The sequence below is a fragment of the Rhizobium sp. N122 genome, from assembly GCF_002211295.1.
Lineage (GTDB): Bacteria > Pseudomonadota > Alphaproteobacteria > Rhizobiales > Rhizobiaceae > Rhizobium.
Window position 1 is genome coordinate 52,916 of the sequence record NZ_LOKU01000014.1, and the last position, 20,032, is coordinate 72,947.

Sequence of the window (20,032 nt, forward strand, 5' to 3'; positions counted from 1 at the left end):
CAATCAATTCCGATCTAAGGAATTATGCCGTGGGCAGGCAGAGGCCGGTGCCTGCCCCTTCGATCTCGACGAATCTGACGCCGCCGTCCTCGAAGGCGAGGCGCAGCTGCGCCTCGGTCGCGCGGTGGATGTCGTGGTGACGTCCCTCATAATCGCGGATGGTGCTGCGCGAGACGGCAGCCCTTTCGGCAAGATCGGTCTGGGTCCAGTCGAGCAGGCCGCGCGCCGCCCGGCAGAGAGCCGGTGTCAGAATTGTTTCCCTTGCGCCTTGACCCATGATTACAACTTGCCCATATTGGTCGACATAGACCATATATGTCATATTACAAACAGGATTTCCAGATCGGGAGACAGCAATGCCGCACGATACGCCCTTGATTTCGACAATCGTCGGCGGCCTCGTGCTGGCTTTCATCTTCGGCGCGTTTGCCCATCGGCTGCGCATGCCGCCGCTGGTGGGCTATCTGATTGCCGGCGTGCTGGTGGGACCGCATACGCCGGGTTATGTAGCGGATCAGAGCCTGGCGCCGGAGCTTGCCGAAATCGGCGTCATCCTGCTGATGTTCGGCGTCGGGCTGCACTTCTCGCTGAAAGACCTGCTGTCGGTGCGCGGCATCGCCGTGCCCGGCGCGATCGCGCAGATCGCCTTTGCGACCCTGCTCGGCTGGGGGCTCGGCGCCTTCCTGGGCTGGCCGACCGGTGGCAGCCTGGTGTTCGGCCTGGCGCTTTCGGTCGCTTCCACCGTGGTGCTGTTGAAGGCGCTGCAGGAGCGGCGCCTCGTCGAGACGGAGCGCGGCCGCATCGCCGTCGGCTGGCTGATCGTCGAGGATCTCGCCATGGTGCTGGCGCTGGTGCTGATCCCGGCCGCAGCCAGCATCGGCGGTGAGGGGCACGCGCCTGTCGAGCCGCTCTCGGCCGGCTTGAACCGGTTGTTCGGCCTCGATCTCGGCATCGGCGGCATGATCGCCATGACGCTGGTGAAGGTGGCGCTGTTCGTGGCGCTGATGCTGGTCTTCGGCCGCAAGCTCATTCCCTGGACGATGCATCGCATCGCCCATACCGGATCGCGCGAACTCTTCCGGCTCGGCGTGCTGGCGATCGCGCTCGGCGTCGCCTTCGGGGCGGCCAAGCTCTTCGGCGTGTCGCTGGCGCTCGGCGCCTTTTTTGCCGGCATGGTGCTTGCCGAAAGCGAGCTCAGCCATCGCGCCGCCCAGGAAAGCCTGCCGCTGCGCGACGCCTTCGCCGTGCTGTTCTTCGTCTCGGTCGGCATGCTGTTCGATCCGAACATCCTGATCGACAAGCCGCTGCTGATCCTCGCCACCATCTTCATCATCGTCATCGGCAAATCCGTCGCCGCCCTGCTGATCGTGCTCGCCTTCAAGAAGCCGCTCGGGACGGCGCTGACGATTTCGGCCAGCCTCGGCCAGATCGGTGAATTCTCCTTCATCCTCGCCGCCCTCGGGGTCGAACTCGGACTGCTGCCGGAGGAAGGCCGCGATCTGATCCTTGCCGGCGCCATCATCTCGATCATCCTCAATCCGCTGCTGTTTTTCCTCTGCGACCGCATGCGGCCGTTTTTCGAAAGCAAGCGCGAGGAAAGCGCAGCCGAGCCCGCTGCGCCCTCCGCCGATGCGACCATCGCCCAGGAGACGGCGACGCCTGAGGATGACGACGTGCATCCGACCGCCCTCAGCGGCCATGCCATTCTCATCGGTTACGGCCGGGTCGGCCGGATCGTCGGGCAGAACCTCAAATCATCAGGCACGCCGTTCCTGGTCATCGAGGATTCCGACAAGCGTATCGGCGAACTGAAGGCGCTAGGCATCGAGACGTTCATGGGCAATGCAGTGGCGAGGGAAACGCTCGATCTTGCCAATCTCTCCGGCGCCCGCAGCCTTGCCATCGCCATCCCGAACGCCTTCGAGGCCTGCCGCATCGCCGAGCAGGCGCGCAGCGTCAATCCGTCGATCCTCATCGTCGCGCGCGCCCATTCCGATGCCGAAGTCGACGAATTGAAGCAATATGGCGCCGACACCGTCATCATGGGCGAGCGTGAAATTGCGCTGGGTATGGTTGACCGGCTCGCCCAAGTGCATCATGAGGGTGTGCCCTATGAAGAGGGGCATGGGCCTGATACACTTATTTCGACGGATGAGCCTCCGCCGCAAAGACAATGAGAGATTGGCGCGCTTTTGAGCCGATACGGGAGTGACATCGCCGGGACGGAGAAGATGGAGCTGGAGCAGCACCGTCTGACGAACCGTGTCGCCGCCTCCCTCCTCGTCGCCATCCTTGCCTATATCGGCCTGCTGTTCGGCGGCAACCTGGTGATCTCGCCGGCCGCCGCCGTCAATACGCTTTCCTCCTCCGGCCGGGATCCGCAACCGCCGCAGCTGACCGCGCGCGATGCCGTGCGCGGCGTGCTTTCCAGCGAGCGCAGGCTTGCGCCGAAGCAGGCAGCCTATGACGGCGGATCGCCGGCTCTTGCCGCTGCCCCGACCCTCGATTTCGCCGGCTGGACCATTTCAGCCGCCTTTCCGGCATTTGAAGCGCCGCTTCATGCCGCGGTCTCCAGGACCCATCAGCCGCGCGCACCGCCGGCTGCTGCCTGACGTTTGCGCCAAGGCGCTTCCGACATCTGACGACATGCCGCCAGCGCCTGCGCGCCGGCCCCCGATTATCTAAGGAATACAACATGCGTACTTCACCATGGCTGGTGTTCACCTATTCGGTGATCATCGTACTCGGCCTATTGATCGCTCTGCCGAACGCCCTGCCGCAATCCGTCCTTCAGCGCGTGCCGGCATGGCTGCCGCATGAACAAGTGTCGCTCGGTCTCGACCTTCGCGGCGGCTCGCATCTCGTTCTGGAAGTCGACGAAGCCGATCTGACCAAGGAGCGGCTGCAGTCGCTCCTTCAGGACGCGCGCCGCGTGCTGCGCGAAAAAGGAATCCAGCCGAAGGCCGTCGTCCGCAGCCAGAACCAGATCGTCGTGACGCTCGCCGATGCCACGCAGAGCGATGCCGCCGTCACCGACCTCAAGACGCTCGCCAACCCGATCAGCACCGGCCTCAGCGCCGGCCAGGCGGATCTTGATGTCACGGCCAACGGAGCGACCATCACCGTCGGCTTCTCCAAGGCCGGCATCTCCGCCAATGTCGACAATGCCGTCCAGCAGAGCCTGGAAGTCATCCGCCAGCGCGTCGACCAGGTCGGCGTCTCCGAGCCGACGATCCAGCGCATCGGCGCCAACCGCGTGCTCGTCCAGTTGCCCGGCGCACAGGATCCGACGCGGCTGCGCCAACTTCTCGGCTCCACGGCCAAGATGTCGTTCCACATGGTGGCGCCGAACAACCAGCCCGGCCCGGGCATCACCATGATGCAGGACGATGAAGGCCGGTCCTATGCTGTTCTCGACCGTGTCGAACTCTCCGGCGACCGGCTTTCGGATGCCCGCGTCAGCTTCGATCAGAACACGCATGAGCCGATCGTGAGCTTCCGCTTCGACAGCGCCGGCGCCAGCCGCTTTGCCGAAATCACCCGCCAGAATGTCGGCAATCCCTTTGCCATCGTCCTCGACGACAAGGTGCTGAGCGCACCCAATATCCGCGAGCCGATCACCGGCGGCTCCGGCCAGATCTCCGGCAGCTTCACGGCCGACAGCGCCACGACGCTTGCCGCCATGCTGCGCGCCGGCGCCCTCCCTGCCAAGCTGACCGTCATCGAGGAACGCACCGTCGGCGCCGACCTTGGCGCCGACGCCATCAAGATGGGCATTTATTCCGGCGTCGTCGGCTTTGCCCTCGTCGCGCTCTTCATCTTCGTGCTCTACGGCACCTGGGGCATCCTGGCGAATGTGGCGCTGCTGATCCACACGATCCTGACCTTCTCGGCGCTGACGCTGGTCGGTGCGACGCTGACGCTGCCGGGTATTGCCGGTGTCGTTCTCGGCATCGGCCTTGCGGTCGATGCGAACGTCCTCATCAACGAGCGTATTCGTGAAGAGACCCGCAAGGGCAAGGGCGCCTTTGCCGCCATCGATACGGGCTTCAATCGTGCCTATTCGACCATCATCGACGGCAACATGACCGCCCTGATCGCTGCGGCCATCCTGTTCTTCTTCGGCTCCGGACCGGTTCGCGGCTTTGCCGTGACCATGGCGCTCGGCCTGATCATCTCGATGTTCACCTCCGTCGCCTTCGTGCGCGTTGCCATGATCGAGATCACCCGCCGCCGCAAGTTCAAGGTGCTGAACATCCGGCCATTGATCCCGTTCAGCCCCTATGACAAGCACATCGAGTTCATGAAGGCGCGCTTCTTCGGCGTCACCGTTTCGGCGCTGCTTTCGATCGCCTCCGTCGTGCTCTTCATTCATCCCGGCCTCAACTACGGCGTCGATTTCCGCGGCGGCATCCAGATGTCCGTCAAGACCCAAGGGGTGGCCGATCTTGCGAAGTTCCGCGAAGGTCTTGATAGTCTCGGCCTCGGCGAAATCACCCTGCAGTCCTTCGGCGACAAAAGCAGCATTCTCGTTCGCGCCCAGCGGCAGGAAGGCGGCGAAGAGGCGCAAACCGCGGCAGTGACCAAGCTGAAGGCCGAAGTCGCCAAGATCGATCCAACCGCTACCGTCGAAGGCACCGACGTCATCGGCCCGAAGGTCAGCGGCGAGCTTGCTTCGGCCGGCATTCTGTCGGTGGTGATCGCCAGCCTGGCGATGCTGATCTATATCTGGGTGCGGTTCGAATGGCCGTTTGCCGTCGGAGCCATCGTCACGCTGGTGCTCGACGTCACCAAGGCGATCGGCTTCTTCGCGATCACCGGCCTCGACTTCAACCTGACGGCCATCGCCGCCATTCTGACGCTCGTCGGTTACTCGGTGAACGACAAGGTCGTCGTCTATGACCGCATGCGCGAAAACATGCGGCTCTATAAGTCGATGCCGCTGCGCGAAATCATCGACAAGTCGATCAACGAGACCCTGGCGCGAAGCCTCTACACCAATGCGACCGCCTTCCTCGCCCTGGTGCCGATGGCGATCTGGGGCGGCAGCGCGGTGTCGAGCTTTGCAATCCCGATGGTCTTCGGCATTCTCGTGGCCGGCGCCTCGTCGATCTTCATCGCGGCACCCATCCTGCTCTTCCTCGGCGACTGGCGCCGCCGCCACGCCAAGGCGGCATCGGCAACCGATGGCGCCGTCGAAATCATCCCGCCGGAACAGGGTCGCCCGCGCAAGTCGGCGAGCTAAAATCCGCGTGTTGACGCATGCTTGAACAGGGCGCCGGTTGCAGAGCCGGCGCCCTCTTTCTATTGTCGATGACTGCAGAGATAAAATCCTGCAGCGATTCAAAGGATTACAGCGTCGTTGGCGCGTCTGAGAAAGAAGCGCGGCGCTGTAGCAGAGATCGGGGGAACCGCCAGATGCCATCAAACCCGACGCGACGACCGGAAGAGAACGATAGCAGTGAGGAGCGCATCAAGCGTTTTCTCGCCACCGCCTCGCACGACCTGCAATCGCCGCTGCGCCATATCGCCATGTATGCCGAGCTGCTGCTCGACGATCTCCAGGAAACGCTCGACGGCGAACAGCTTCAGAGCCTGCGGATGATCATGGAAAAGGCGCAAACCGCGCAGCGCCTCACCAAGGCATTGATGAACCTTGCCGGCGGAGCACCGCAGGTGACACCCGAAGAGGTCGATCTGCAGCCGCTGGCCGAAAATATCTGGGGCGAGCTGATAGACGAAACCGCGGTCCGCGATGCGGCCCTGGAAAGCCGGGGCCTGCCCTCCATCCGGACCGACCCGGCCCTACTCGGCCTGGTGCTGCGGCATCTGCTGGCCAACGCCCTCACCTATCGTGGCGACGCGCCGCTGCAGGTGGCCATCGCGGCGGAGCGAATGGGGGCGGATTGGTTCATCCGGGTTTCCGACAATGGGACGGGCATCGATCCTGCCTACCGGGAGCGGATCTTCGAGCCGTTCTGGAAATTGCCGAAGGCGGGAACGGTGCCGGGTGCCGGCCTCGGATTGACGACGGCGCGAGAGGTTCTGACAGCGCTTGGCGGCGATCTCAGCCTGGAGCATTCGGATCAAAGCGGCAGCCGCTTCCTCATCCGCCTTCCGGTCGCCTGAGCTTACAACGCGCGCATCTTTTCAGATGCTGTAATCGTCCTTCCAGAAATCCGGGACGTCATAATTCACATATTCGCGGATGATGTGCTGCAGTGTCTGGGCGTCGATCTCATCCTTGCCGATGCGGAAATCGACGCCGTAATCCGGGAATTCCTGAAAATAGCCGCCCGATATGTCGGTCGAGACGACGCCGATCGGGCCGGTGTAGCCGATGCCGCGCAGTTCCGGCACGGTTTCGCGGAAATCGGCGTTCGGCAAAAGGCGATTGTCGAGCAGGATGAGGTCGAAACGCGCCAAGCGGATCTTTTCCAGCGCGTCACCGATCGACGGGGAATATTCAACCTCGACGGCCGGCTCGGAGAGGTCGGCGATCTTCTTCTTGAGCGCACGGAACTCGATGAATTCGTCGTCGACGAAGAGAACCTTCACGGCATTTTTTCGCACAGTTTCGGCGGTCATCGACTTAATTTCCTCAATCCCGAAACCGGCTTCACGTGACCAGGCCGTTCCGCAACGCGATCGCCACCATATGAACGCGGTTAACGGCGTCAAGTTTGCGCGCGGCCGCGGTGATGTGCGAATTCACCGTATGCTCGGAAAGTCCGAGGATGATGGCGATCTCAGCCGACGTCTTGCCTTCGCTCGTCCATTTGACGATTTCCTGCTCGCGCTGGGTCAGCCGTCCGGACATTTCCGGCGTCAGGATTTCCTCATAAAGCTTGTCGAAAATCCGCATCGTGTCGAGAAGCATGTCGGCGATCTCGCTCTGGTCCGGCTCCTGACGCTCGCCGCTGAGCACGAGGCAATAACGCCGTCCTTCGGGGGTGAACAGCGGGATGAACAGAAAGACGCCGCTCAGGAACTCGTTGAAAACCAAATCGGAACGATGATCTTCCGGCCGTGCGCTCCGGCCATGAACCGGCGTTGCCAGAAACTGGGCGGACTTTGCCCGGACGGTCCCGAGCGCTTCCTTCAACGTCGTGATGAAAAGGCCGACACGCCGCTCGGCGACATTGGTGATGACGATATCACGTTCACCGAAAGGTGCCGAAGCCTCGGAAATGCGGGCAAGCGTGAAATTGTCGAAGTTGTAGTGCTGTGCTGCCGACTTCAGCAGCCGGAAAAAATCGGTGCGATTGATCGCCCGGCTCAACTCCGGTCCGGCATGAAAGGGAATTGCCGGGGCGTTGTTCATTCCCACTCGTCCTCTCCTCGATGCCTCCGATCCCGAAATCTTGGGATATACGTCTTAAACGCGAAGAGCTACAAAAATTGCGAGACGGTTGATGACGACTATCGAAACGGGGACTTTCGATAGTCAAAGGCGGAAATCATCAATTATCTCGACGACAGGTGATGCACGGGCAGACTTTACTGAGGGGCAGTAGTTCTTACCTGAGTATCGTATTCTTCCTGAATTCAACATCCATGAATGCGGGAAGGTAGTGTCAGACGTAAGCGCGAGAGAGCCGACAGACCCATTCAGCTAAGGGGTTGGCTGATGTTCGTGGCGGCGAACGCGGGTCGATCGGTTCTCTCAGCGCTTATTTCGCGTATCATTTCCTTCGCTTCGGTTGCATCTTGTGATGCGTCCTCGACCTTGTCAATTGCGGTTTGTCATATGGTTGGGACATAGGACGGGGAATAGGCCGGCGGGCTTTCGCCACTTCCTACATCTCAAGATTGAGAATAATCCTGGCGAGGTCAAGCGGCTTTTCCAGATAGGCATCGGCGCCGGCCTCAAGCGAGCGCGCGCGGTCCTCGGCAGCGTCCGAGCCGCTGCAGACTGCAAGCCGCATTGCCTTGAACCGGTCGTCTAGGCGCAGCCTGCTCACCAGTGCGATGCCGCTGTCGAGCGGCATGTAGAGATCGGCGACCAGCAGTTCCGGCAGCGCCCAACCCTCCGCCGCACGCTGCTCCAGCGCCGCCAGCGCGGTCTCGGCGGTCGAAAAACAGAATAGATCGACATCGATCTGCTGCTTCCTGCGGATATAGTCGAGATAGAAGAGATCATCCCTGCTGTCGTCGACATAAATTATGGTAGGCATTCAGCACCGTGATTGGATATTGTTCGAATGAACCTCGTTGTCCTTCGACCTCACGATATCGCGATTTCGCGAAAATTCGATCCATCTTATCGAAAAATCATTTCGCAAAAAGCGCGGCACCGCCCTCGCCTGCCTATTGAGTATTCCTCGATTTCGGAAAAGATGGCCGCGCGAACCGAGGAGGACATGACGGGTGCAGGATAAGGGCAACGTGGACCTGCAGGATCAGCGGCGCCGGCGGCGTTACCGCGGCTTCGCGATCGCGGTCGGCTGCCTGATGTTCCTTCTCGGAATGAGCGCCCTTGTCGGCTGGCTGCTGCAGATCGAGGTGATCATTTCGCTGGTTCCCGGCTTTCCGTCGATGGCCTTCAACACCGCGCTCTGCTTCGTGCTGTCCGGCCTGGGGCTTGCCGCCTCGACGCTGGCTGCCCGTCGCTTTCTGATCGCCGCAACGATCATGTCGGGATGTGCGGCGGCGATCGCCGCGGCCCGGCTCGTGGAAATCGTCACCATCGGCCGGACGTTCCACAATATCGACCTGTTGATCAGCCGGTTCGTCATTCCGCCGGATTTCATCGCACAGATCGGTGGCGGCATGGGCCCGAACACTTCGCTGGTCTTCCTGATCGCCAATCTCTCGCTGCTGCTCTCTCTCCACATCGAGGGGAAAAGCCAGGTGGTGCAGGAACTGACGAGCTACGTCGTCATCACCCTCGGCATGATCGCGCTCGCCAGTTATGTCACCGACGCCGAGCAGGGGTACCGCTGGGGATCTTATGCGGCGATGGCGCTGCATACGGCGGTCGGCATGGTGATCTTCGGCTCGGGGCTTCTCGCGCGCTCCTGGTGGATGCAGCCGGCAAACCGGGCGCAGATTCCGCTCTGGATCCCGGCTGCGGTCTGCTTCACCGGGCTTCTCGTCGATCTCTATACGCCGCTCGGTGTCGCCAACGGCATTCTCTATGTGCCGCTGGTGCTGACGGCGCTCTGGTTCGGCAACCGGAACGCACCGCTTTTCTTCGCCTTTGCCTGCACCGTACTGCTGATGCTCGGCTTCTTCGCCGTCCGGCACGACGAGGCGGCATTCTGGCAGGAGATCGCCAATCGCACGATTACGGCGGCGACGCTCTGGCTGATCGCCATCCTCGTCTTTTATTTCATGCGCAACAACCACAACCTCGAAACCGAGCGCGTCCGCTTCGGCGCGCTGGTGCGCGGCACGCCCGATGCCGTCATCGTCATCGACGGGGGTGGAACGATCCGGAGCTACAACCCGGCCGCCGAAAGCATGTTCGGGTACTCACCGCAGGAGACGATCGGCCGGAATATCAAGATGCTGATGCCCGAACCCTACCATTCCGAGCATGACGGCTATCTCGCCCATTACCGGAAGACCGGCGAGGAGCGTATCATCGGCACGACGCGCATGGTCTCCGGACGACGCAAGAACGGCATCGTCTTTCCGATCGACGTTTCGATCAGCGCCGTCGCCACCGGCGACGCGAAGATCTTCGTCGGCATCGTGCGCGACATCAGCGAGCGTGCCCGGCAGGAAGAGCGGATGAAAACGACGCTTGCCCAGCTCGAGGCCTATACGGCCGAGCTCGAGCGCAGCAACCACGACCTCGACGAATTCGCCTATATCGCCTCGCATGATCTCAAGGAACCGCTGCGCGGCCTGCACAACCACTCTCGCTTTCTCCTCGAAGACTATGAAGACAAGCTCGACGACGACGGCGTGCGCCGGTTGAACCGGCTGGTGCGCCTCAGCCAGCGCATGGAAAAACTCGTCAACGACCTGCTTTATTTCTCCCGGCTCGGGCGGCAGCAGCTGGCGGTCAAACGCAGCGATATCGGCCTGATCGTCAAGGATGTCGTCGCGACGATGGAACTGCTGCTGGAAGAGCGGCATGCCAAGGTCGTCATCGACGGCCAGTTGCCGGATGTCGTCTGCGACGCGCCGCGGCTGACCGAAGTGTTCCGCAATCTCATCACCAATGCAATCAAATACAACGACAAACCGGCGCCGCTGGTGTCGATCGGCTATCTCGAGCGGTACGTCGGCAAGGATGGCACGGTTGCCCGCAACGTGTTTTTCGTCAGGGATAACGGCAAGGGCATACCCCAGGAATTCCATGAGGACATTTTCCGCATTTTCAAACGGCTGGAAAAGTCGCAGGATTCCGACGACGGCACCGGAGCCGGCCTCACCTTCGTCCGCAAGATCATCGCGCGGCACAATGGCGATATCTGGCTGGAATCCGAGGTCGGCACCGGCACGACATTCTATTTCACCTTGGGAAAAAAGCGCGAGGGGCAGAATGCAGCAGCGTGACACGCAACCGATCCTGATCGTCGAGGACAGCGAAGACGATTTCGAAGCAACGATGCGCGCCTTCAAACGCACCAACCTGCGCAATTCGATCCGCTGGGCCGCCTCCGGCCAGGAAGCGCTCGACATGCTCGCCGCCATGGTGCCGAAACCGGGGCTGATCCTGCTCGATCTCAACATGCCGGGCCTTGATGGCCGCAAGACACTGGAGGCGATCAAATCGAACGCCGGATGGCGCAAGATCCCGGTGGTGATCCTCACCACCTCGGACGATGAGCGCGATATCGAAGGCTGCTATGCGCTCGGGGCCAATACCTATGTGCAGAAGCCGGTCGATCTCGACGGGCTGTTCGCGGCGATCCAGCGGCTGAAGGAATACTGGTTCGAAATCGCCATCCTGCCGCTCGAGGACTGACAGATTGGCGGAAGTCTGCAGCATTCTCATCATCGACGACAATATCGACGATCGCGAGGTCTATCGCCGCATATTGAGCCGCGTCTCCAGCACCGCCTATAGCGTCCTGGAGGCGGAAACGGGCGAAGAGGGTCTTGCGCTGAACGGGCGCAAGCGGCCGAACTGCATCCTGCTCGACTATTCGCTGCCGGGCCGCAACGGCCTCGGCGTCCTTGCCGACATCCTGGAGAGCGATCCCGCCGCCAACGTCATCATGCTGACCGGCCAGGGTAGTGAAACCGTCGCAGTCGAGGTGATGAAGAGCGGCGCGCGCGACTATCTCACCAAGGATTCGCTGTCGCCCGAAACACTGCATCGCTGCATCCAGAATGCCATCATGCACGGCATGCTGGAAGCGCAGCTGGAGCAGAAGCGACAATCGCTCGAAATCTTCACGCGCGCCATGGCCCATGATCTGAAGGAGCCGCTCAGGACGATCAAATCCTTCAGCCGCATCCTGGCCGGTTCTGCAGCGCTTCCGGCCGACGACCGGGAACTGCTCGACTATGTGCTGAGTGCCGCCGACCATATGGAAGACCTGATCGTCAAGGTCTCCGGCTTCACCCGCCTCGAGGCCTCCGGCGGGCCGGAACTCACGCCGGTCTCGCTCTCTGCCGTGCTCGACCAGGTGGAGGACAATCTGCGCCAGCAGACCGAAAGCCGCGGCGCCGTGATCATCCGCGGAGCGCTGCCGGAGGTCATGGGCGACGCGACGCTGCTGACCCAGCTCTTGCAGAACCTCGTGTCGAATGCCATTCGCTATTGCGAGCAGACGGTTCCGGAGGTCACGATCTCGGGAGAAGCCCAGGGCGATTTCTGCCGGCTCACCGTGCGTGACAATGGGCCCGGCATCGACCCTCAGCATCGCGAACTGATCTTCCAGCCGTTCAAGCGCCTCGTCGGCCGCGGCATCGAGGGCACCGGGCTCGGCCTTGCCATCTGCCGCCGCATCGCGCAACTGCATGGCGGCGCGATCTGGTGCGAAGCCGAAAATGGCCCGGGCGCCACCTTCATTCTCGACGTGCCGCTCGCCGTGACGAGGCCGGAGCCGGCCGCCGCAGCGGCCGTCCCGCACAGCGGCAAAGGGGCGGAGCAGCCGGGCGAAGGGGCGGGCAGGCTTGCCGAAGTGCTGCTGGTGGAGGATAGCCCGGCCGACATCCAGCTTTTGAAGATCAAGCTGATGCGGCGGGAGAAGGTGGACTTCAACCTGCATGTGGCCACCAACGGGCGTGAGGCGATGCGGCTGCTGGAGACGCGCGCCGGTATTGCCGATGTGCCGCAGATCGACCTGATGCTACTCGACATCAACATGCCGATCATGGACGGCTTCGAGGTGCTGCGTGCGCTTTCCGCCGATATCCGCCTCAAGCAGATTCCCGTCTGCATTCTCAGCACGTCAAGCGATGAGACCGACCGGCAGCGAGCCAGGAATCTCGGTGCGCGCGCCTATATGGTCAAGCCGCCGACCCTGCAGCAACTCGAAGAGGCGCTCGAATATGTCGACCATTTGGAATTGCTGCAGCGCGGCGATTCGCTTGCTCTTTGTGCGGAACAAAACTAAGCGATGGTCATTGGCAACGGTATGACCTTCGCAGCTTTCATACTCGCGCTCCTGACGACGCCGCTGCAATCAGGACAGCTCTCGATGGTATCAGGCATACATCACGTGACGGCAATCACCCGCAAGGTGCAGGCGAACGTGGATTTTTACGCCGGATTTCTCGGCATGCGGCTGGTCAAGCAGACGGCCGGCTACGAGGATGTGACGCAACTGCATCTCCTTTACGGCGATGCCGTGGGAACGCCCGGTTCCCTCCTCACCTTCCTCAGCTGGGAAGACGGCGCGCCGGGCCGGGCCGGCTACGGCCAGATCAGCGAAATCTCACTGTCGATCGACCCCGCCAGCATCGGCTACTGGCTGACGCGCGCCATGAGCTTCGGCCTGCGCTCGGAAGGACCGGTCGACGAATTCGGCGAGCCTGTGCTGAGGCTGAAGGACCCCGACAACATCATCCTCAAGCTCGCCGGCGCAAAGCACCTCACATCGCCGGCGGTCTGGGACGGCGCCTCGATCCCGGCCGAGCACGCCATCCAGCGCGTGCGCGGCGCAACCATGCTGACGGAGAAGCCGGCTGAAAGCCGCAGCTTCATCGAGACCCATTTCGGCTATCGCTTCCTGGCCAATCGCGGCACGATCGACAGGCTGGTTTCGCAGTCCGGCGACGTCATCGACGTGCGCGATGCCCGCGGCTTCTGGTCGGGCGCGCCGGGCACCGGCACGGTCGATCACGTCGCCTTCCGCGCCGCCGACGAGGAGACGCTGCTTTCGGTGCGCAAGGCCCTTGAGGCCACCGACGCATCGCCGACCAACCTGCATGACCGCAAATATTTCCGCTCGCTCTATGCCCGCGAGCCCGGCGGCACGCTGATAGAACTGGCCACCGACAAGCCGGGCATGACCGTGGACGAAGAGCAGGCGGCGCTTGGGACGAAGTTGTTCGCGCCGCCCGAAGCGATCACCAATCTCCACGATCTGAAGGTCGTGCTGCCGCAATTTGCAATGCCCGGCCAGCCGCGCATCAATTACCGCGAGCTGCCCTTCGTCCATCGCTTCTATACGCCGCCGGATCCCGACGGCAGCGTCTTCGTGCTACTGCACGGCTCCGGCGGCAACGAAACGACGCTGATGCCGCTGCTCAACAAGGCGGCACCGCGTGCGACGCTGCTCGGCGTGCGCGGCCGGGCGACGGAGGAAGGGTTTCCGCGCTGGTACAAGCGCATCACCCCCTTCTCCTTCGACCAGAACGACATCAAGACCGAGGCGGAGGCTTTCGCGGCCTTTATCGAGGGCGCCGTCAAATCCTATGGGCTCGACCCGCAGAAGGTGGTCTATGTCGGTTATTCCAACGGCGCCAATCTGTTGAACTCGCTGCTCTACCTGCACCCGAACCTGGTGCACAAGGCGGTGCTGCTGCGCTCCATGCCGGTGCTCAGCGACTTCCCGCATGCCGACCTCAAAGGCACCGATCTGCTCGTCATCAGCGGCAAGACGGATGCCTACGGCAAATATGCGAGCGAGCTGGAAGAGCGGCTGAAGAGTTCGGGCGCCACCGTCGATTCCGACGTCATTCCCGGCGGCCATGATCTCGGCGATGCCGATGTGCCGATCATCCAGAAATGGCTGCTGCAGGAAAACCGCTAAAAGCATGTCGCGCAAAAGTGTGCCGCGGTTTTGCGGCAACGACATGCGTAAAAACAAAAAGCGAAAGCGCGTCGCATGAATCAAGTTTGACGCGACGCGCTTTAATGATCAGCCTCGGCGGGCGACCATGATGCCGGCGAGCACGATGGCGCCGCCGAGCGCCTGTATGGATCCGATCGCCTCGTTCAGCAGGGCCCAGGCAAGGATTGCCGCGACGACCGGCTGCAGCAGCAGCGTCAGCGACGAGAAAGCCGGCGGCAGATAGGCCAGCGCATAGGTGATCGCCACCTGCCCGCCCGCATGACTGATTAAGGCGAGACCGAAGAGCAGCGACCAGCCATAGAGGCTTGCTGGCAGCATATGGCCCTCATGGATGAGAGCAATCGGGAAGATGAAGACGGCAGCCGACGCCGTGCTCCACAGCATGATGCGGATCGTATCGAACCGGCTGCGCAGCCTGCCGATCGCCAGGATATAGCAGGCATAGAAGAAGGCGGCGATCATCGCGATGCCGTCACCGGCGAGGTCGCCATTGCCGATGGCTGCCGGGCCGCCCTTCAAGATGACGACACCCGCCAGCGCCAGGACAAGTCCGAGCAGGAAGACGCCGCTCGTCCTCGCCCGGAAAAAGACGAAGGCGATCATCGTCACGAAGACCGGTGCGAGGTTGGCGAGCAGCGTCGCATTGGCAACCGAGGTCATGGTGAGCGACAGGTGCCAGGCGGCGAGATCGAGCGACAGTACGAGGCCGGGAAGGATCAGCATGCCATAGTCGGCAAGGCTTTGCGGCTTCGGGCCCGCATTCTTCTTCATGAGCGAGACGATGAAGATCGGGATCAGCGCCAGCGCCACGCGCCAAAAGGCCGTCGCCATCGGCCCGACCTCGGACAGCCGGACGAAGATCGGCGAGCCGCCGATTGCCGCCCCGCCGAGAATGAGGGCTGCAAGGGCGAGGCGGTTGGAAGGCGAGGCTTCGGAAAGGGTGGAGGCGGCCTGCGACATGATCTCGATATTTCTTGTCGCCCGAAAGCAGGGCGATGGGATGTTGGCTGCCGTGAGTATCAGAAGTCGATCATGAACGACAGCCGGCAAGCGACATGGGAAATGCAAAATCAGGCCGGCGTCTTTGCTGCCCGCAGTTTTTCGGCAATCTCGGTCGCGACGAAGAAGGCGTGCTCGGTCACCTGCGGCAGCCCCATCAGCTCGCCGAAGGTGCCGCGCGCCAGCGGGCCGGAGATCAGCAGCGACGGGTCCGCTTCTCCCGACGGGCCGATCGCCTCCGAGCGCCCGGTGCAGGCAAGACCGAGGCCGGTGGGATCGAGCGACAGGTGGCCATTTGCCGCAAGGGCTGCGAGCCAGATCTGGGTATCGAGAATGCCGCCATGGGCCGGGCCGGTGGTGACGATGACGGCGTCATAGCGCTGCTCCAAGGGCTGGGGCCGATGGCGCGGCTGCAGCGTGCACAGGATGTACCCGCCTTCGATGCGCGCATCGGCGACGGAGCCGGCAAGGATTTCCAGCCGGCCGGCGGCAACCGCCGCGTCGAGCACGGCCTCGACCTGCGGGGCGATGCGGAAACGATGCACATCCCAATAGGGACGCAGATGACGGACAAGGCGGCGGCGCTCGGCAACCGGCAGCGCCTGCCACAGATCATATCCCTGCGCCCGCACCTGATCGATTACGCCGTGCCAGCTTATGCCCTCCGCTTTTGCCGCCTCTATGGCGGTGCGGATCCTTGCCAGCAGCGAGCCGGCGGAATGGGCCCCATCGGCAAGGAAATCGCCGAAAAGCGGCTGCGGCACCGGTGCATGCCCGCGCGAACGCAGGCCGCGACGCGAAATCGCCGTCACCGGACCGTCATGGCCGCGCTGGGCAAGCGAGGCGATGACATCGGCCGCCGTCAGGCCGTTGCCGATGACCAGCACCCGGTCATGCGGGCGGATGACGTCGAGCGCGCCTGGTCTGGTGGTGTCGGCGACAAAACGCGGATGGGCCGCAAGCCGGCTCGCCAGCCGGCCGGGGGCTGCCGGCGGCGGGTGGCTGGTGGCGATCGCCACGATATCGGCCTCCGTCACGCCGCCCTTGTCGTCGCGGATCGACCAGCGGCCGGCACGGCGCTCGACACCGGTCACTGCGGCGCGGCAATGACGCACGCGCCCCTCTTGCAGCAAAGGTTTCAGCAGGGAAGCGACGTATTCACCAAACAGCCGGCGCCGTGGGAAGAGCAGGCCTTCCGGCCGCTTTGCCTCTGGATCGTCGGCAACGGCATCGCGGGCCTCGATCCAGGCCTGGAATTCGCCCAGTTCGTCAGGCTGCAGGCTCATCTTGGCGGCCGGGACATTGATGCGGTGAGCCGGATCATCCGTGTCATAGGCAAGACCGCGGCCGAGCTCGGCGCGCGGCTCGAAGACCAGGATGACGGGAGGCGCGTCGCGCGTTGCCCGCGCGAGGTGATAGGCAACGCCGGCGCCGGAAACACCACCGCCGATGATGGCGACGACAGGCCGTTCGGACTTCAAGAAAGGCTTGGACTGCATGGTGGCCGGATCATCACTTTCGATGCCCAAGCATAGAAGCCGGGCCTGGGTCACGCAATCCTCCCTCGGCAATTGTCTATAAATATTGTGTAGATTCAGCTATGCCGATATCGTCGTCGAAAAATCGGGATTCCCGCGGATCGTATTGCTCACCGTGCAGATCTCGTCCTCGGCCGCCTGGACGATCTTCTGCCGGGTTGCCGCATCGATATCGCCCTTGATCGAAAAGGCGATGTTGAATCTGGCGACACGCGAAAGGCCTTCCGTCGCCTTCTCGCCGCTGACCTCGGCGGTGATGTCGCTGATCCTGTCGAGAACCCCCATCTGGCTGGCGGCCATGCGGGCGCTAAGCACGAGGCAGGCCGAGAGCGAGGCATAGAGCAGGTCGAGCGGGTTGAAGCCCGGCTGCGACGGCGAGGTGACGATATCGATTTCGCCCCTGGTGGCGGAGGTGACGTGCGGAAAACCGGTGCGGCCGAGAGCGGCGGTGGCGCCGGTCGGGCGGGGACGGGCCTTGAGATCGACCATGGTGAAATCCTTTGACAAGCATCCTACAGATGGCAATCTCCTTCCCGGCGCCGCAAGAGGCAAGTGCCGCTCGCCGGTTTCGGAACCTTTCCATCCTTCATCAGTTGATTACACCTGAACGAAATCAGTGACAGAGGTGGATTGCGATGCCCGATGTCCGCAGCATGGATCGCCAGGGCCGGCGCATGGATGCCCGCGATCGGCTGATCGTCGCGCTATATGCGCAGCTGAAGGCGGAGCGGGAAACACGCGAGACACTGGAATGGGCGATCCGCAATGGCGCGGTCTCGCGGGAGGTGCTGGAGGCGATCGCGGCCGACCCGGTGCCTGTCGTCACCAGCGAGGATATCGCCTCCGTGGAGAAAATCATCGCCCTCGACGAGCGGCGCAAATCAAATCGGAACTGACAAACCAAATCGGAACGAAAGAGGAGATCCGAAATGGCCGATATCACCTATCAGGTCGTGCCGCATGACAGTGGCTGGGCTTACAAGCTCGGCGATACGCTGTCGGAAACCTATGCCACCGCCGATGAAGCGATCGTCCATGCCAGGGACGCCGCGTCGCGCCAGAAGATCGGCGATGGCGATGCGCTGCTCGCCTATCCCGCGCCCGACGGCCGCGGCTGGGCATTTCAGGAACTCGAAACCGACAAGAGCAACAGTCGGCTCTGATTTGCGACGGAGGATGGAATGGCCGCGCGGGCAAGCTGGAAAGGTCATCTGAAAGTGGGCGACCTTGCCTGCGCTGTCGGGCTCTACACGGCCGTTTCCTCCTCCGACCGCGTCTCTTTCAACATCATCAACCGCAGGACCGGCCATCGGGTGGAACGGCAATTCATCGACAGCGAGACCGGCAAACCGGTCGAACGGGACGATCAGGTCAAGGGCTACCAGATGGAGAATGGCGATTACATCGTCATCGAGGGCGACGAGATTGCCGCCCTCATGCCGGAAAGCGACAAGGTGCTGAATATCAAGGCTTTCATCGCCTATGACGGTATCGACAAGCTCTATTTCGACCGGCCTTACTATCTCGCGCCGGTGGACGAGCATGATGAAGAGGCGCTGGCGCTGATTGCCAGGGGCATGCGCGACGGCAAGGTGGCGGCGCTTGCCGAAGCCGTGCTTTTCCGGCGCAACCGGACTCTGCTGATCCGCCCGCACGACGACCACATCGTCGCGACGATGCTGAACTTCGACTACGAGGTGCGCTCGCCCGACAGCGTCTTCAACGACATTCCGGATATCAAGTTCGACAAGGAGATGCTCGAACTCGCAGGACATATCCTCAAGACCAAGCAAGGCAGCTTCGAGCCGAGCGAATATGAGGATCGTTACGAGGCGGCCCTCGTCGAGCTGGTGAAGGCAAAGATCGAGGGCCGGGCCCCGCCGAAGAAGAAACAGCCTAGGGAAAGCAAAGTCGTCGACCTGATGGAGGCGCTGCGACAGAGCGCCGGGATGAGCGGCAAGAACGCTGCAAAGAAGGCGCCGGCGAAGAAAGCGCCGGCGCGCGGCGACAGCCGCAGCAAGAAGGCGAGCTGAGGTGGTTTTCGAAACCGATCGGGTCGAATTACCCCGGCCTTTCCGCTAACGCGGCTTGCGCCCATCTTCTGCAGCAAGGCTCTTCTTCAACGCATCCATGATGTTGATGACGTTGCCGGTCGATTTCACCGGTGCAGGCTTTTTCGCGGGCGCGGCCTTCTTCAGGCTCTTCTGCTTGCCGCGGATCATCGACTTCAGACGCTTCTGGATCGGATCCTGCACCATGGCCGGGCTCCAATCTTTCGTCTCTTCCTTCACCAGCTGTTTCATCAGCGTCAAAAGATTGCTGTCGATCTCAGCCTTGCTGTCGAGTTCAGCCGTCGGTGCACGCACCTCGTCGCCATACCGCAGGGTCCAGAGAACGATGCCCTTGCCCTGCGGCTCCAGGAGCACGGCACGCTCGCGGCGATATAATACCAGGCGGGCAATGCCGACGACGTCGTTTGCCTTCATCGCCTCGCGGATGACGCAGAAGGCTTCCACCCCGACCTTGTCCTCGGGCGCCAGAAAATGCGGCTTGTCGTACCAGATCCAGTCGATCGAGCCGCGCGGCACGAAACTGTCGATATCGATGGTTCGGGTGCTTTCGAGCCCGACCTCTTCGATCTCCTCGTCTTCGAGCAGGACATAGTCGTCCTCGCCGCGCGGATACCCTTTCACCTGGTCCCGGTCGGCCACCGGCTTGTGGGTGACGCTGTCGACATAGCGGCTTTCGACACGATTCTTCGTCTGGCGATTGAGAACGTGGAAACGCACCTTGTTGCTTTCGGTCGTTGCCGGCGTCAGCGAGACGGCGGCGGTGACCAGCGAAAGCTTGAGATAGCCTTTCCAGAATGTCTGACGTGCCATGCCTGTCTCCCCGACACGGTTGGACATGGCATCAACGGCGGGTTCGGTGTTTGGTTCCGAAAATTGGGTTCGCCGTAAAATCGCCTGGGTAGTGCCAATAGTCCAGAGTCGATCGGACGGTTAACGGCGCGACATGATGACATGATTATATCGGCTGGATTCGCGGAATGAGTTCGCTTAAAGTCGCGCCGCATGGCGAAGTGAGACGTGCCGCCTCAAGAAGCTTGGGGCCACTGGTCAAATTGCCCTGGCCAAATCGCCCACCGAGACGGGCAGTTTGGGAAACTAGGACGACGTTATCGAAACCGCCAAATACGAATTCGTTCTTCGCGAGCGGAAGCCGAGGATGCGCAGATCAGTTCCCGCCTCCGTTCAATCGAATACCGGCATCGCCTTGATCGTGGCG

The 20,032-nt window shown here is 62.3% G+C and carries 19 protein-coding genes; 11 read left to right on the forward strand and 8 right to left on the reverse strand.

The features are described 5' to 3' along the window. Window positions 1–22: 22 nt before the first annotated feature. Window positions 23–322: a helix-turn-helix transcriptional regulator gene (locus ATY75_RS13100; RefSeq protein WP_088937878.1), complete on the reverse strand. Its 300-nt coding sequence runs from the start codon at window positions 320–322 to the stop codon at window positions 23–25. 34 nt (window positions 323–356) lie between these two features. Between ATY75_RS13100 and ybaL the strand changes: the two genes are divergently transcribed. The 4 genes from ybaL to ATY75_RS13120 all read left to right on the forward strand — a co-directional run bounded on the left by ybaL (window position 357) and on the right by ATY75_RS13120 (window position 6,129). After that, window positions 357–2,177 (forward strand): YbaL family putative K(+) efflux transporter, encoded by a 1,821-nt coding sequence (gene ybaL / locus ATY75_RS13105; protein ID WP_088937879.1) that lies wholly within the window; start codon window positions 357–359, stop codon window positions 2,175–2,177. A gap of 54 nt (window positions 2,178–2,231) precedes the next feature. Continuing rightward, window positions 2,232–2,612 (forward strand): hypothetical protein, encoded by a 381-nt coding sequence (locus tag ATY75_RS13110; RefSeq protein WP_088937880.1) that lies wholly within the window; start codon window positions 2,232–2,234, stop codon window positions 2,610–2,612. An 83-nt stretch (window positions 2,613–2,695) separates the two neighbouring features. Further along, window positions 2,696–5,245 carry a protein translocase subunit SecD gene (secD, locus tag ATY75_RS13115; RefSeq protein ID WP_088937881.1) on the forward strand — a complete coding sequence of 850 codons (2,550 nt, stop codon included), beginning with the start codon at window positions 2,696–2,698 and terminating at the stop codon, window positions 5,243–5,245. Between the two features lie 173 nt (window positions 5,246–5,418). Further along, window positions 5,419–6,129, forward strand: coding sequence for an ATP-binding protein (locus ATY75_RS13120; protein ID WP_088937882.1), 711 nt, complete (start codon window positions 5,419–5,421; stop codon window positions 6,127–6,129). A gap of 21 nt (window positions 6,130–6,150) precedes the next feature. Here the strand turns inward: ATY75_RS13120 and ATY75_RS13125 are convergent, their stop codons facing one another. The 3 genes from ATY75_RS13125 to ATY75_RS13135 all read right to left on the reverse strand — a co-directional run bounded on the left by ATY75_RS13125 (window position 6,151) and on the right by ATY75_RS13135 (window position 8,177). Beyond that, window positions 6,151–6,588: a response regulator gene (locus ATY75_RS13125; protein WP_088937883.1), complete on the reverse strand. Its 438-nt coding sequence runs from the start codon at window positions 6,586–6,588 to the stop codon at window positions 6,151–6,153. A gap of 31 nt (window positions 6,589–6,619) precedes the next feature. After that, window positions 6,620–7,324 (reverse strand): helix-turn-helix transcriptional regulator, encoded by a 705-nt coding sequence (locus ATY75_RS13130; protein WP_064836510.1) that lies wholly within the window; start codon window positions 7,322–7,324, stop codon window positions 6,620–6,622. Between the two features lie 475 nt (window positions 7,325–7,799). After that, the gene (locus tag ATY75_RS13135) at window positions 7,800–8,177 is read right to left on the reverse strand and encodes a response regulator (protein WP_088937884.1); all 378 of its coding nucleotides are present in this window, start codon (window positions 8,175–8,177) and stop codon (window positions 7,800–7,802) included. A gap of 193 nt (window positions 8,178–8,370) precedes the next feature. On the opposite strand from ATY75_RS13135, the gene ATY75_RS13140 reads away from it, so the two are divergent. The 4 genes from ATY75_RS13140 to ATY75_RS13155 are packed head-to-tail and all read left to right on the forward strand — an operon-like array spanning window position 8,371 to window position 14,165. Further along, window positions 8,371–10,512, forward strand: a complete 2,142-nt coding sequence (locus ATY75_RS13140) for a PAS domain-containing sensor histidine kinase (RefSeq protein ID WP_088937885.1) — start codon at window positions 8,371–8,373, stop codon at window positions 10,510–10,512. Next, a complete protein-coding gene (locus tag ATY75_RS13145) occupies window positions 10,499–10,924 on the forward strand; it encodes a response regulator (protein ID WP_085736129.1) in 426 nt (141 codons plus the stop codon). Before ATY75_RS13140 ends, ATY75_RS13145 begins: the two co-directional genes overlap by 14 nt. Before the next feature lie 4 nt (window positions 10,925–10,928). Beyond that, window positions 10,929–12,524, forward strand: a complete 1,596-nt coding sequence (locus ATY75_RS13150; RefSeq protein ID WP_064836500.1) for a response regulator — start codon at window positions 10,929–10,931, stop codon at window positions 12,522–12,524. Between the two features lie 21 nt (window positions 12,525–12,545). Further along, complete coding sequence (locus tag ATY75_RS13155; RefSeq protein ID WP_190241353.1) at window positions 12,546–14,165, forward strand: VOC family protein; 1,620 nt, start codon at window positions 12,546–12,548, stop codon at window positions 14,163–14,165. A gap of 108 nt (window positions 14,166–14,273) precedes the next feature. Here the strand turns inward: ATY75_RS13155 and ATY75_RS13160 are convergent, their stop codons facing one another. The 3 genes from ATY75_RS13160 to ATY75_RS13170 form a co-directional block, all read right to left on the reverse strand. Next, window positions 14,274–15,167 carry a DMT family transporter gene (locus ATY75_RS13160; RefSeq protein ID WP_088937886.1) on the reverse strand — a complete coding sequence of 298 codons (894 nt, stop codon included), beginning with the start codon at window positions 15,165–15,167 and terminating at the stop codon, window positions 14,274–14,276. 110 nt (window positions 15,168–15,277) lie between these two features. After that, on the reverse strand, window positions 15,278–16,705 hold the full coding sequence (locus ATY75_RS13165) for an FAD/NAD(P)-binding protein (protein WP_088937914.1): 1,428 nt from the start codon (window positions 16,703–16,705) through the stop codon (window positions 15,278–15,280). A 99-nt stretch (window positions 16,706–16,804) separates the two neighbouring features. Continuing rightward, window positions 16,805–17,233 (reverse strand): OsmC family protein, encoded by a 429-nt coding sequence (locus ATY75_RS13170; protein ID WP_064841255.1) that lies wholly within the window; start codon window positions 17,231–17,233, stop codon window positions 16,805–16,807. A 146-nt stretch (window positions 17,234–17,379) separates the two neighbouring features. Here ATY75_RS13170 and ATY75_RS13175 point away from each other — a divergent pair, with 146 nt between their 5' ends. Genes ATY75_RS13175 through ATY75_RS13185 form a run of 3 tightly spaced genes read left to right on the forward strand, consistent with a single transcriptional unit; the run spans window position 17,380 to window position 18,777 of the window. Beyond that, window positions 17,380–17,640 carry a hypothetical protein gene (locus ATY75_RS13175; RefSeq protein WP_064836496.1) on the forward strand — a complete coding sequence of 87 codons (261 nt, stop codon included), beginning with the start codon at window positions 17,380–17,382 and terminating at the stop codon, window positions 17,638–17,640. A 33-nt stretch (window positions 17,641–17,673) separates the two neighbouring features. After that, complete coding sequence (locus ATY75_RS13180; RefSeq protein ID WP_064836494.1) at window positions 17,674–17,907, forward strand: DUF2188 domain-containing protein; 234 nt, start codon at window positions 17,674–17,676, stop codon at window positions 17,905–17,907. Between the two features lie 18 nt (window positions 17,908–17,925). Beyond that, complete coding sequence (locus tag ATY75_RS13185; protein ID WP_088937887.1) at window positions 17,926–18,777, forward strand: Ku protein; 852 nt, start codon at window positions 17,926–17,928, stop codon at window positions 18,775–18,777. 45 nt (window positions 18,778–18,822) lie between these two features. Here the strand turns inward: ATY75_RS13185 and ATY75_RS13190 are convergent, their stop codons facing one another. Then, a complete protein-coding gene (locus ATY75_RS13190) occupies window positions 18,823–19,626 on the reverse strand; it encodes a Ku protein (protein ID WP_088937888.1) in 804 nt (267 codons plus the stop codon). Window positions 19,627–20,032 lie beyond the last annotated feature (406 nt).